At 60.8% G+C, this 12280-nt stretch carries 13 protein-coding genes and 1 tRNA gene; 9 read left to right on the forward strand and 5 right to left on the reverse strand.

Annotated elements, in window-relative coordinates:
• The first annotated feature begins 79 nt into the window (after window positions 1–79).
• The 8 genes from GEV02_RS32915 to GEV02_RS15885 all read left to right on the forward strand — a co-directional run bounded on the left by GEV02_RS32915 (window position 80) and on the right by GEV02_RS15885 (window position 4979).
• Complete coding sequence (locus tag GEV02_RS32915) at window positions 80–292, forward strand: hypothetical protein (RefSeq protein WP_174999136.1); 213 nt, start codon at window positions 80–82, stop codon at window positions 290–292.
• A gap of 38 nt (window positions 293–330) precedes the next feature.
• Entirely contained in the window at window positions 331–753 is a 423-nt protein-coding gene (locus tag GEV02_RS15855) for an HNH endonuclease (protein WP_174999137.1), read from the forward strand.
• A gap of 356 nt (window positions 754–1109) precedes the next feature.
• A complete protein-coding gene (locus GEV02_RS15860; RefSeq protein ID WP_152838898.1) occupies window positions 1110–1634 on the forward strand; it encodes a hypothetical protein in 525 nt (174 codons plus the stop codon).
• 535 nt (window positions 1635–2169) lie between these two features.
• On the forward strand, window positions 2170–2733 hold the full coding sequence (locus GEV02_RS15865) for a recombinase family protein (protein ID WP_152838899.1): 564 nt from the start codon (window positions 2170–2172) through the stop codon (window positions 2731–2733).
• A 368-nt stretch (window positions 2734–3101) separates the two neighbouring features.
• A complete protein-coding gene (locus GEV02_RS15870; RefSeq protein ID WP_152838900.1) occupies window positions 3102–3623 on the forward strand; it encodes a hypothetical protein in 522 nt (173 codons plus the stop codon).
• A gap of 34 nt (window positions 3624–3657) precedes the next feature.
• Window positions 3658–4041 (forward strand): antA/AntB antirepressor family protein, encoded by a 384-nt coding sequence (locus GEV02_RS15875; protein ID WP_328595828.1) that lies wholly within the window; start codon window positions 3658–3660, stop codon window positions 4039–4041.
• Window positions 4042–4170: 129 nt separating this feature from the next.
• Entirely contained in the window at window positions 4171–4362 is a 192-nt protein-coding gene (locus GEV02_RS33810) for a helix-turn-helix transcriptional regulator (protein ID WP_174999138.1), read from the forward strand.
• 83 nt (window positions 4363–4445) lie between these two features.
• Window positions 4446–4979, forward strand: a complete 534-nt coding sequence (locus GEV02_RS15885) for a hypothetical protein (protein ID WP_152838903.1) — start codon at window positions 4446–4448, stop codon at window positions 4977–4979.
• 112 nt (window positions 4980–5091) lie between these two features.
• Here the strand turns inward: GEV02_RS15885 and GEV02_RS15890 are convergent.
• A tRNA-Pro gene (locus GEV02_RS15890) sits at window positions 5092–5168 on the reverse strand.
• Window positions 5169–5291: 123 nt separating this feature from the next.
• Between GEV02_RS15890 and GEV02_RS15895 the strand changes: the two genes are divergently transcribed.
• On the forward strand, window positions 5292–6140 hold the full coding sequence (locus GEV02_RS15895) for an SIR2 family NAD-dependent protein deacylase (protein ID WP_152838904.1): 849 nt from the start codon (window positions 5292–5294) through the stop codon (window positions 6138–6140).
• Window positions 6141–6156: 16 nt separating this feature from the next.
• Here the strand turns inward: GEV02_RS15895 and GEV02_RS15900 are convergent, their stop codons facing one another.
• The 4 genes from GEV02_RS15900 to GEV02_RS15915 all read right to left on the reverse strand — a co-directional run bounded on the left by GEV02_RS15900 (window position 6157) and on the right by GEV02_RS15915 (window position 12264).
• Complete coding sequence (locus tag GEV02_RS15900; protein WP_152838905.1) at window positions 6157–6864, reverse strand: fumarylacetoacetate hydrolase family protein; 708 nt, start codon at window positions 6862–6864, stop codon at window positions 6157–6159.
• 86 nt (window positions 6865–6950) lie between these two features.
• On the reverse strand, window positions 6951–7568 hold the full coding sequence (locus GEV02_RS15905) for a TetR/AcrR family transcriptional regulator (RefSeq protein ID WP_152838906.1): 618 nt from the start codon (window positions 7566–7568) through the stop codon (window positions 6951–6953).
• Window positions 7569–7690: 122 nt separating this feature from the next.
• Complete coding sequence (locus GEV02_RS15910; RefSeq protein ID WP_152838907.1) at window positions 7691–9127, reverse strand: efflux transporter outer membrane subunit; 1437 nt, start codon at window positions 9125–9127, stop codon at window positions 7691–7693.
• Between the two features lie 2 nt (window positions 9128–9129).
• Window positions 9130–12264 carry an efflux RND transporter permease subunit gene (locus tag GEV02_RS15915; protein ID WP_152838908.1) on the reverse strand — a complete coding sequence of 1045 codons (3135 nt, stop codon included), beginning with the start codon at window positions 12262–12264 and terminating at the stop codon, window positions 9130–9132.
• Window positions 12265–12280: the final 16 nt, after the last annotated feature.

Genomic DNA, 12280 nt, shown 5'->3' on the forward strand with positions numbered 1-12280 from the left:
AGCGAGGTAATTCAGTCTCTCGTACTGCGCGCCCACCGTAATCACCGGGCCGCACAGGCAACAAGCAAGGGAGTGTCCAATGTTCGATAAGTACACATCGTTCCACGAGCCGAAGCCTCAGCGCCGCACCATTCAAGGCGACACAGGCCCACTTGAGCGAGGCATCGTCCTGCTTCCGCCTGCCACATGGCGCACTCTGAACCAGCTTGCCAAGGCCCAGCAGCGCACCGGAAGCGACATCATCACCTCGCTTATCCACTTGGCCGACAAGGCGCAGGGAGGTGTGCGGTAATGGCATCACTTCGGAAGAAACGGGCATCAAAGTGCGCCTTGTGTGACGCCACCACCGGCCTGCAAGTGCATCACATCAAGCCCCGGTCGCTTGGTGGTAGCAATGACCCGGACAACCTGATTACGCTCTGCGAACAGCATCACGAGGCCGTACACGACTTGGATGACGAGTACAACCACGCCAACCTAGTCAAGATCGGGCAGGCAAAAGCCAAGGCCAAGGGCGTTGTGTTCGGGAACCCCACCAACCTGAAGGAAGCGCAGGCCAAGGGTACAGCAACCCTCAAAGCCAAGTCCCAAGCCTTCACCAAGCGCTTTCAACCGAGCATCCAGCGGTTGCGAAAGGCAGGCATGACCTTCCGTGAGATTGCCGAACACTTCAACCTCATGGGCGTCCCTACCGCGCTGAACGGTTTGTGGCACGCAAAGACAGTACACACACTCGCTCACCGTCCGGTGTAGTACACAATGGGTAGTGCAGAAACAGCTACAAACCACAACATATTGCGCTTTTTCCGTAAGTAGGTAAGTAGGTAAGTAAGTAAGAATCACAGAAAACGCAATCCGTCAATACTTTTATGAAAAAACCTTTGACGGTTTACAACCTTGTCATTTAGAATGACTTCATCAGTGCAGCAACACCGCTCACTGATGCTTGCCAGTCCTGTAGCTCCCCGCTTCATCTGCCTGCTTCTGCCAACTTCCCGGCATCGCTGTACCTCTATCACGTCCCGTACACAACTGAACCTTGCACAGCCCACTGTGGGACTCTGCACGCCTGTACGGGACGCTTTCAACCCAAACTAGGAGAATCAAATATGACCAAACACATCACCCCTGCTATCGTCGCCACCTTCGCCGCTCTGGGCTTCACCCCAGTAGACGCAAGCAAGGTAATGACCTTCGATGATGCGGAACCACTGGCCGACGCTGACACGCCTGCCATCTTCTACCATGTCGGTATCGACACCTATGCTGCTTACGCCCCGGAAGTCGTGGACGGCATGTATGACGGTCAACTGGAAGGACTGCGCGCAATCGCTGTTGTTGATAACGACGTGTCAGCAGCGAACATCACCCACTTCCGGGATGTCCCGCTGGAAGTGATTGCGGTAGGCGACCTCGCAGAGTTCGTTGCACAACGCGCCTTCAGTCCGAAGTTCTTTGACCTGCGCATTGCAAAGCAGTGCGTAGCTCACGCTAAGCAGGCATTGAGCGATTTGGAAGGCGATGATTGCGCCGACCCTGACGAGTTCGACCTGTGCAGTAAGAACGTGCTAGACGCTGCAATGCACTTGCGCGCCATGCCTGTAGCGTACTTCCGCCCAGCAGCGATGATCTAACCCAGTAGCACCCAGCAAGGCCGGACCATGACCTATCAACGGTTGTGTTCCGGCCTTTGTCGTTTCTACCCTCTGATAACAGGCCAGTGCCAGCCTGCTACCATCCCGGCTATCTGCAACAGCAGCAGCGCATCAAACAGGATAGGCCGCAGCAGCACGGCCTGCCTACTCAGTTCTTCCAGCATCGTAGATTCCTTTCAGTGGTTGGTTGGTCGCTGTGATCCGGCGACTAGACGCATACGACCATCACCTGACCCAGTGTGCAAGCAGATGACTGGGCCGAACGGTAGCCCCGACCACTTCGGGGAACCTGAGCAGCCGTGTAGCACCGACCACGGCACGGGCCTGAGCGCTTGCGCTGTCGGTCAGTCTGTGCTTACCCGGCTGTCCAAGAAGGTATACTTTCCAGCCACCACTACCACCTCCCCGCAAACCCGCATAACACCGTGTCCAGAAAGTATCGACTCAACACTTTCTTTACACATTCCGAGAAGTCCTTTATACTTCTCGCACACATTCACACATGGAGCAGGTTATGAGCAAGGGTCAGACGGTCGGTTATGTACGGGTTAGCTCGGTAGGCCAGAACACTGTGCGTCAGTTGGACGGCATCGAACTGGACAAGGTGTTCACGGACAAGTGCAGTGGCGGCGACACCAACCGTCCTGCCCTGCAAGCGATGCTGTCGCACGTTCGTGAGGGTGATACGGTTGTGGTGCATGAGATTAGCCGACTGGCACGTAACACCGCTGACCTGCTGGCACTGGTGCAGCAGTTGACCGGCAAGGGCGTAACCATCAAGTTCCACAAGGAGCAGCTTACCTTCACCGGCGACAAAGAGAACCCGATGAACAAGATGCTGCTGACCATGCTGGGCGCTGTGTCTGCCTTTGAACTGGCAATGATTAACGAACGTCGCGCAGAGGGGCAGGCCAAGGCTAGAGCAGCAGGCAAGCACATGGGCCGCAGCGCCAAGCTGGACAAGGACATGCAAGAGAAGCTACGCAAGGAGGCGGCAGACGGTGCAAGCAAGACCAAGCTGGCAGAGGACTACGGTATCAGTCGCGCTACTCTGTACGCCATTCTCAAGGCAGCATAAGGCGCGATAGGAGGCCGTAGGAGCCTCCTTCATCCGTGAGCAGTGCAACGCTGCCTACCGAGCGCCAGCAGCGCCCCACAGATATTTTAAAAAGCTGTCTGGCGCAATCTCCCGGCCCCGCAACGTGTTAAGCGATCCGCTGAACCTCCCAGCTTCCCAGTCCGTACCGACACCCTACGAGATATTCCGCTGGCTTCAGCGACGGTTTCTGTGCGGACGAAGGGGTGTTAAGCGATCTGGTGGACCTCCCGCCATTTCCCTTCCGCAGTTCCTGGCACTGCCAGCAGCCCCACCTTCACGGAATTTTTTTTGGTCAGCACCCACCACGATATACTGTCCTGACACCAACAAACTACGGGGCTGAACCGATGTACGACAACGTTGTTTTGGAGAGCAAGAGCGGCACCCGCTACGGAGCGTTTGAAACGGTAATGGAGGATCGCAAGGCCACGATCTTTGATGAAACAGTCAGGATCAGCGTAGGCGACACTCTAATCTGGCTGCATCCCAGCCTTGGGGAGCGGCGCTACCTTATTGAGAGTGTAGACGTAGGGCGTGGCCCCGGAGCGCCGGGAAGGCCCGGAACCATCCGGCAGCACCTGACCTTTCGCCCAGCCGACTCCATGCCCATCACGGCACCGCCACCAGTGACCAAGAACACCACCGTGAACATTCATAACTCGTCCGGTGGGTTCCAAATAGGAGACAACAACACGCTTGCCATCCACAACGCGCTAAATGACCTTGTGCAAAGGATCAACGACGCCGACGCTTCGCCGAAAGAGAAAGTAGAAGCCAAGGAGAGCTTGATGGGCTTACTGCGCCTGCCGCTTGTCGCGACGGTCCTTGGTAGCGCTGTGAAGGCACTAATCGAAATGCTGAGTCAGTGACGCTGGCGCCGCAGTAGCTCCGGGCCAAGGTACCATCCAGACCGTTAACGCTCGTCGCCTGCATGGCTTCTTGCAGAGCGCACAAGACTTCAGTACATGGATCAAAAACCGTATCGAGAAGTACAGTTTCGAGGAAGGTAAGGACTTCGCAATCACCAAGAATAGCGCTCCACAAAATTATGGAGCGGGGTTCGTGGGACAAAACAGGGTTGATTACCACGTATCACTCGACATGGCTAAGGAACTTGCGATGGTGGAGCGTAGCGACAAGGGCCGGGAGGCACGGCGCTACTTCATTGACTGTGAACGCAAGGCGGTGCAAGCTGCCCCGGTAGCCGTCATCCCGAACTTCGATGACCCGGTGGCTGCTGCCGAAGCATGGCTGGCGGAGCGTAGCTGTTGCGTTCCAACGTCGTGACAACTCCAGACGGGCTTGTGCGCCCTGTAGCGCCCCGCTATGATGGCATCCGCTCGGCAGGCACCTGCCTACCAGCGCAACCCCAACCACTCTCAAGGAGCCGATAAACACGTATCAGAAGGAGATTCAATGCACCACAATCAATTACTCAAAGTCGAACAAGTAGCAGGCATCCTGTGCATGAGCAAGTCCCACGTATGGGCGCAAGCCAAAGACGCACCGGAGTTCCCGAAGCCGTTCAAACTTTCAGCGAAGCAGACACGATGGAAACTTTCAGAGGTAGACGCTTACATCAATACCATGTCAGCCACACGTCACTGACCTAGAAGCCGCAATCAGAAATGACTGCGGCTTTTTTCATGGGCCGGTGATAGCATGGATCGTCCCCACTGCCACAGCCTGCCATGCCATCGTTTGCCGACACACTCACTTTCCTCACCTCGTTCAAAGATGTAGTGCCGTGGATCGCCATCCTGCTTTCGATTGCAGCGTTCTGGATATCCATCCTCAACTACCGACGCGACCGGGCCATACTTCAAGCCACATCAACCTACGTCGAGGACTGGGAAGGCTTCAATGCTTGCCTGCGAGTCGATATCGTCAACAAGGGCCGCAGGCCCATCATCATAAGCACATGGGTGGGTGCAGCGACAGAGCGGAAGTTCTTCCGTCGTACCGCTGGAAGCAACTGGGTGGGCCACTGCTTCGTCAATCATAAGGAAGGGATCACCCTGACCGAGCGTCAGACGCACTCGTTCCAGCTTGAGCCATCGGAATTGGATTTTGAGTTGCAGAACGGCGTAGAAGTGATCTACGACGATATGTGGATCACTGACACACTGAATCACAAACACAAGATCAAGGGCATACGGGAAGACCTTGCATCCCTCAAAAAATGGGCTGCGAAACAGTCGCCACAGGTTCAGGCAAGCAAATAGTCGTTGCGGTGCAGGAAAAGAAATCGGTGCATGAACGGTGCACAGACCCAGAAAAGAAAAAAGACCTACGATCCAGATGAATCGTAAGTCCTTGTTCTTACTACGTTTTCTTTGGTCGGGGCGAGAAGATTCGAACTTCCGACCCCTTGCACCCCATGCAAGTACGCTACCAGGCTGCGCTACGCCCCGACGAATTTGGAATTATAGCAGCCGCTTTAAGTATTTGTCATGTTTGCTTTTGACCCGCGCTGCAACCTCCACCACCCTCCGCAGGAGTAAGATGAGCCTTTCCGCTCGCCACCGAAAACCCGCATGTCCGTCCCCAGCAACCTCGCCGCGCTGCAGCAAGCCGCCGACCTCGTCCATCAAGCCGACGCGCTGATCGTCGCCGCCGGCGCCGGCATGGGCGTCGATTCCGGACTGCCCGATTTCCGCGGCAACGACGGTTTCTGGAAGGTCTACCCAGCCCTCGGCCGCGCCGGCATGGCGTTCTCCAGCGTCGCCACGCCCTACACCTTCCGCTCCGATCCCACCCTGGCCTGGGGCTTCTACGGCCATCGCCTTCAGCTCTACCGCGACACGCCGCCACACGCAGGCTTCGCCCTGCTCAAGGCCTGGGGCGATGCGATGGACGGCGGCTACGGCGTCTTCACCAGCAATGTCGACGGCCACTTCCAGCGCGCCGGCTTCGACTCGCAGCGCATCTACGAATGCCACGGCTCCGTCCATCACCTGCAATGCATGCAACCCTGCGGCCCCGATATCTGGAGCGCCGACCACTTCATCCCCGAAGTCGACACCGAAGCCTGCCGCCTGCTGAACGAGCCGCCAAACTGCCCGCACTGCGACGGCATGGCGCGGCCGAACATCCTGATGTTCGGCGATTGGGGATGGAATGAGCGCCGCGCAGTACTACAGGAAGCCCGCCTGCACGCCCTGCTGCAAAAGGCCGAACGCCCGCTGGTGATTGAACTGGGTGCAGGCTCGGTGATACCGTCGGTGCGCAATTTCGGCCAGCGCGTGGTCATGCACCACAACGGCCGCATGATACGGATTAATCCCCGCGAGCCGAATGTCGCCAACCCGCTCGACGTCGGCCTGGCGATGGGCGCCCTCGCCGCCCTGACCGGGATCGCGGAGCTGCTGCCAGCCCGCAGCTAAAATATAGCTAAACTGTTTACACCAATTTGACGGCGATACCCGGCAGACCATCAACCTTGCCCACCAGCGTCTGGCCGCGCACCACCGCCCCCACACCCTCGGGCGTGCCGCTGAAAATCAGATCCCCCGGCGCCAGCGCGAACAGCGTGGACAAGTTGGCGATAGTCTCGCTGACCGACCAGATCAGATGCGCAATGGTGGCCGACTGTTTGGTCACGCCGTCCACATCCAGCTGGATCGCCGCGTGGCCGATATCGCCCGCTTCGGCCGCGCGCTGGATCACGCCCACCGGCGCCGAATAGTCGAAGGCCTTGCCGATCTCCCAGGGCCGGCCGGCATCGCGCATCTTGAACTGCAGGTCGCGCCGCGTCATGTCCAGCCCCACGGCGTAGCCGAAGATATGCTGCGCAGCGTCTTCCACCGCGATATTGCTGCCGCCCTTGCCGATGGCGACCACCAGTTCGCACTCGTAGTGCAGGTTGGCGGTGGCCGGCGGATACGGCAGGTCAAGCACCTGGTCCGGCGCGACGGCGATCACCGCCTGAGCGTCATTCGGTTTGCAGAAGAAGAACGGCGGCTCGCGATCAGGGTCGAAGCCCATCTCGCGCGCGTGCGCCGCGTAGTTGCGGCCGACGCAGTAGACGCGGCGTACAGGGAACAGATCGGCGGTGCCTGCAACCGGCAGGCCGACGATGTCGTGGGCGGGAATTACGTAGGATGTCATGATGCTCCGATCAGCTGAAACGGCAGATCGGTCATGGTACAACAGCCTCCGCCCGCGTGCAGCGGACGGAAACAATACGAGACAAATCAGGTCATCAGCAGCGCGCGCATGGCGACGCGGAAGGCGTCCACCAGACTTGCGCGGTTCATGTTCGGCCGGTACAGCGCGCGAATCGACAGGCCCTGGAAGTACGAAATCATCGTGTCGAGGCGGCCATCCAGCAGCACATCATCCACCGGCAACTGGCGGCTTTCGCGGCCGCTCTTGACCAGCGCCCGCAGCTGCGCGCGAGAGACTTCTTCGTTCTCGCGCAACTTGGCGGCGATCACCGGATTGCGCGACGCTTCGGCAAACATCTCCAGCGGCACAGTCCATGGCTGCGGGTCGAGCGATTCGTCGATGTGGATGGCGGCATCTTCCAGTATCGCCTCCAGCGGATCCTCGCGCGTCGCCAGGTCGCGCAGCAATCCGGACACGTATTCGGCCTCGCGGTCGACAAAGGCCAGGATGATGGCGTCCTTGCTGTCGAAGTAGTTGTAGATATGGCCGGCGCTCATGCCGGCCTGCTTGGAGATTTCCGACATGCTGGCCCCGTGGAAGCCGCTGCGCGCGAAGCAGACAGCGGCCGCCTCCAGCACCTGGTTGCGCCGGTTCTGCGCCCGTTCCGGGTCGGTGCGTCGTTTTGCGGTGGGGGCTGTGGTCATGGGGTCTTCCTTGGGAATCGGGCTTGCCTGAGGCGGTACTGTGGCGAAGTGGGCTACTTTTGTCAATTAACCAGCAGTCAAAGGCGGCGGGCGCGCAACAATCCACGCCCGCCGCCGCCGATTTAGCCGCGCTGCGGCGCGACTTCCGGCTGCCAGCCGCCGCCCAGCACCTTGTACAGGGTGACGGCGTTGCTGGATTTACCCAGCCGCGCCGTAATAAGGCCCTGCTGCGCCGCGTACAGCGCGCGCTGCGACACCAGCGCGTTCAGGTAGGAGTCCGCGCCCTTGCGGTAGCGCGCCTCGTGGATGCGGAAGCTCTTGTCGGCCGCATCGACCAGGGCCTGCTGCGCGGCGATGCGCTGGTCCAGCGTACCGCGCTGGGCCAGTGCGTCGGCCACTTCGCGGAACGCCACCTGAATCGCCTTCTCGTACTGCGCCACCGAGATGTCGCGGTTAGCCTTGGCGATATTCAGGTTGGCGCGATTGACGCCGCCGTCGAAGATCGGCAGGTTGACCTGCGGGATAAAGCTCCACGTCGACGAACCGGCCTTGAACAATCCGGACAAGGTGCTGCTCGCGCTGCCGCCCGAAGCCGTCAGCGAGATACTCGGGAAGAAGGCCGCACGCGCCACGCCGATGTTGGCGTTGGCCGCGCGCAGCGCGCGCTCCGCTTCCTGCACATCGGGACGGTCTTGCAGCAGGTCGGACGGCAGGCCGGCGGGAATCGCCGCCATCTGCGTCACCGCGCCAGGCTCGCCGACAGGCAGCAAGTCCGCAGGCACGCTGCCGCCGACCAGCAGCGTCAGCGCATTCTTGTCCAGCGCCACTTGCGCGGTGTAGACCGCCATGTCGCCGCGCGCCGCTTCCACGCTGGTCTGCGCTTCATACATGTCGACGCCGGAAGTGACGCCGGAATCGAAGCGCTTCTTGCTCAGGTCATAGGAGGTCTGCTGGCTGCGCAGCGTTTCCGCCGCCAGCTTCAGGCGCTCTTGATCGGCGATCAGCGTCACGTAGGCATTGGCCACTTCGGCCACCAGCGTGATCTGCTGTGCGCGGCGCGCTTCCTCGGTGCCGAGGTAGGTCTGCAAGCCGGCCTCCGACAGGTTGCGCACCTTGCCGAAGAAGTCCAGCTCATACGACGCCATCGCCAGGCCGCCGCTGTACTGGCGGTTGATGGCCCCCTCGCCGGTGCCGGTCATGGTGGACGGCGTGCGCGATGCATTCTGGCCGACGTTGGCCGACAGCTTGGGCAGCAACGCCGCGCTGTCGATGTTGTACTGCGCCTTGGCCTTCTCGATGTTGAGCACAGAGACGCGCAGGTCGCGGTTGTTGGCCAGCGCCAGCGCGATCACCTTGCGCAGGCGTTCATCGGCAAAGTATTCGCGCCACTGGATTTCGGATACCGGCTTGGCGTCGGCCGCCGCAGCAGGCACGCCTTTGTAGGCGTCGCCGGCCGGCCAGGCTTGCGCCACCGGTTGCGCCGGACGTTCATACACCGGCGCCAGGCTGCAACCGGCCAACATCGCCAGCGCCGCCATTGTGAGTAAGGATTTTTTCATGATTAATGCGCCTCCACAGCAGCAGCTGGAGCGGCGGCCTTTTTACTAAAGAAACCGCGCACCAGCACAAAGAACACCGGCACAAAGAAGATGCCCAGGAAGGTGGCCGACAGCATCCCGCCCAATACGCCGACGCCGATCGCATTCTGGCTGCCGGAACCGGCGCCGCTGCTGATCGCCAGCGGCAGCACGCCGAGGCCGAAGGCGATGGACGTCATCAGGATAGGACGCAAGCGCAGACGCACGGCCTGCAAGGTCGCCTGCTTCAGTTCCACGCCCTGCTCCTGCAACTCCTTCGCGAACTCCACGATCAGGATCGCGTTCTTCGCCGCCAGGCCTATCACGGTCAGCAAACCAACCTGGAAATACACGTCGTTCGACAGCTTGAACACGAACGTCGCCAGCACCGTGCCGATCACACCCAGCGGCACCACCAGCAGCACCGAGAACGGAATCGACCAGCTTTCATACAGCGCGGCCAGGCACAGGAACACGATCAGGATCGAGATCGCATACAGCTGCGTGGTCTGCGAGCCGGAGTCGCGTTCTTCCGTCGACAGGCCGGTCCATTCGAAGCCGATGCCCGGCGGCAGCTGGGCCGCCATCTTTTCGATCTCCGCCATCGCGGCGCCCGAGCTCTGGCCCGGCGCCGGCATGCCGAGGATCTCGGTGGACGGCAGGCCGTTGTAACGCTCCAGGCGTGGCGATGCAAACACCCACTTGCCGCTTGAGAAGGCCGAGAAAGGCACCATCTCGCCGTCGGCATTCCGGACGAACCATTTGCCCAGGTCTTCCGGCGACATGCGCGAATCGGGCTGGCCCTGCATGTACACCTTCTTCACGCGGCCACGGTCGACGAAGTCGTTGACGTAGGCGCTACCCCAGGCGGTGCTCAGCACCTTGTTCACATCGGCGATGGACAGGCCGAGGGCCGTGGCCTTCTGCTGGTCGACGGTGATCTTGTACTGCGGCGTATCTTCCTGTCCGTTCGGACGGACCGCCATCAGCACCGGATTTTTCGCGGCCATGCCCAGCATCTGGTTACGCGCAGCCATCAGCGCATCGTGGCCGACGCCGCCCTGGTCCTGCAGCTGCAAATCGAAGCCGCTGGCGTTACCCAGTTCCAGCACCGCAGGCGGCGCGAAGGCGAACACCATCGCATCCTTGATCTGCGAGAAGCTGCCCATGGCGCGGCCGACAATCGCCTTCACGCGCTGGTCGGCGCTCTTGCGCTCCGCCCAGTCCTTCATGCGGACGAAGGCGATACCCGTGTTCTGGCCGTTGCCGCTGAAGCTGAAACCAGCCACCGCGAACACCGACGCTACCGAATCCTTCTCTTCATTGAGGAAGTGCTGCTCGACTTTTTCAATCACCTTCAGCGTGCGCTGTTGGGTCGCGCCGGTCGGCAGCTGAATTTGCGAGAACAGCACGCCCTGGTCTTCTTCCGGCAGGAAGGAAGTCGGCAGGCGCATGAACACGAAGGCCAGCACCGCCAGCAGCAACGCGTACATCACCAGCGAACGTCCGCTGCGGTTCAGCAGTGCGCCAACCCAGCCCTGGTACTTCACGCTGCTGCGTTCGAAGCTGCGGTTGAACCAGCCGAAGAAGCCGGTGTTGATCGCCGTATGGCCCTTGGCCACAGGCTTGAGCAGCGTCGCGCACAAGGCAGGCGTGAAGACCATCGCCACCACCACCGACAGCACCATCGCCGAAACGATGGTGATCGAGAACTGGCGGTAGATCACGCCGGTGGAGCCGCTGAAGAAGGCCATCGGCACGAACACCGCCGACAGCACCATCGCGATACCCACCAGCGCGCCGCTGATCTGGCCCATCGATTTGCGCGTGGCTTCGACAGGCGACAAGCCCTCTTCCGTCATCACGCGCTCGACGTTTTCCACCACCACGATGGCGTCATCCACCAGCAGGCCGATCGCCAGCACCACCGCGAACATGGTCAGCGTGTTGATCGAATAGCCCAGCGCCGACAGGATGGCGAAGGTACCCAGCAGCACAACCGGCACCGCCATCGTCGGGATCAGCGTGGCGCGGAAGTTTTGCAGGAACAGGTACATCACCAGGAACACCAGGATCACCGCTTCCACCAGCGTCTTGACCACTTCTTCGATCGACAGCTTGACGAACGGCGTGGTATCGAACGCCACGACGGCCTTCATACCGTTCGGGAACTGCTTCTCCATCAATGCGATCTTGGCCTTGACGGCGTTGGCGGTTTCCAGCGCGTTGGCGCCGGTGGCCAGCTTGATCGCCACACCGGTGGCCGGCTTGCCGTTGTAGCGCGCCAGCACGTTGTAGTTCTCGCTGCCCAGCTCCATGCGGGCCACGTCGCGCAGGCGCACGGTGGCGCCGTTGGACGCGGTCTTCAGCAGGATCGCGCCGAACTGCTCGGGCGTCTGCAAGCGGCTCTGCGCCGATACGGTGGCGTTGAGCTGCTGGCCTGGCACGGCAGGTGCGCCGCCCAGCTCACCGGCGGATACCTCGGTGTTCTGCGCGGTGATCGCGGCGGTGACGTCGGCCGGCGTCAACTGGTAGCTTTGCAGCTTGGCCGGATCGAGCCAGATGCGCATCGCATACTGGGCGCCGAACAGCGTCACGTCGCCCACGCCTTGCACGCGGCTCAGCGGATCGATGACGTTGGCGGCCACGTAGTCGCCCAGGTCGGCCTGCTTCATGCTGCCGTCTTCGGACACGAAGCCCAGCACCATCAGGAAGTTCTTGGTGGCCTTGGCCACCACCAGGCCTTGCTGCGTGACGATGGCGGGCAGCAGCGGCGTCGCCAGTTGCAGCTTGTTCTGCACCTGCACCTGGGCGATGTCCGGGTTGGTGCCGCTCTTGAAGGTCAGCGTGATGCTGATGCCGCCGGTGCCGTCGCTCGACGAGGACATGTAGCGCAAGCCGTCGATGCCCTTCATCTTCTGTTCGATGACCTGGGTGACGGCGTCTTCCACCGTCTTGGCGGAGGCGCCCGGGTAGGAGCCGCTGATCGAAATCGACGGCGGCGCAATGCTTGGATACTGCGATATCGGCAGGCCGAGAATCGCGATCACGCCCGCAAGCATGATGACGATGGCGACGACCCACGCGAAGATCGGGCGGTCAATAAAGAAACGTGACATGACGATGCTCCTTTAT

This window comes from Rugamonas aquatica (genome assembly GCF_009380215.1).
Lineage (GTDB): Bacteria > Pseudomonadota > Gammaproteobacteria > Burkholderiales > Burkholderiaceae_D > Rugamonas > Rugamonas aquatica_B.

What these genes read in the sequence shown, in the direction of transcription:
- GEV02_RS32915 (WP_174999136.1), top strand. Translation starts at nt 80, where the DNA reads ATGTTCGATAAGTACACATCGTTCCACGAGCCGAAGCCTCAGCGCCGC.
- GEV02_RS15860 (WP_152838898.1), top strand. Translation starts at nt 1,110, where the DNA reads ATGACCAAACACATCACCCCTGCTATCGTCGCCACCTTCGCCGCTCTG.
- GEV02_RS15865 (WP_152838899.1), top strand. Translation starts at nt 2,170, where the DNA reads ATGAGCAAGGGTCAGACGGTCGGTTATGTACGGGTTAGCTCGGTAGGC.
- GEV02_RS15870 (WP_152838900.1), top strand. Translation starts at nt 3,102, where the DNA reads ATGTACGACAACGTTGTTTTGGAGAGCAAGAGCGGCACCCGCTACGGA.
- GEV02_RS33810 (WP_174999138.1), top strand. Translation starts at nt 4,171, where the DNA reads ATGCACCACAATCAATTACTCAAAGTCGAACAAGTAGCAGGCATCCTG.
- GEV02_RS15885 (WP_152838903.1), top strand. Translation starts at nt 4,446, where the DNA reads ATGCCATCGTTTGCCGACACACTCACTTTCCTCACCTCGTTCAAAGAT.
- GEV02_RS15895 (WP_152838904.1), top strand. Translation starts at nt 5,292, where the DNA reads ATGTCCGTCCCCAGCAACCTCGCCGCGCTGCAGCAAGCCGCCGACCTC.
- GEV02_RS15900 (WP_152838905.1), bottom strand. Translation starts at nt 6,864, where the DNA reads ATGACATCCTACGTAATTCCCGCCCACGACATCGTCGGCCTGCCGGTT.
- GEV02_RS15905 (WP_152838906.1), bottom strand. Translation starts at nt 7,568, where the DNA reads ATGACCACAGCCCCCACCGCAAAACGACGCACCGACCCGGAACGGGCG.
- GEV02_RS15910 (WP_152838907.1), bottom strand. Translation starts at nt 9,127, where the DNA reads ATGAAAAAATCCTTACTCACAATGGCGGCGCTGGCGATGTTGGCCGGT.
- GEV02_RS15915 (WP_152838908.1), bottom strand. Translation starts at nt 12,264, where the DNA reads ATGTCACGTTTCTTTATTGACCGCCCGATCTTCGCGTGGGTCGTCGCC.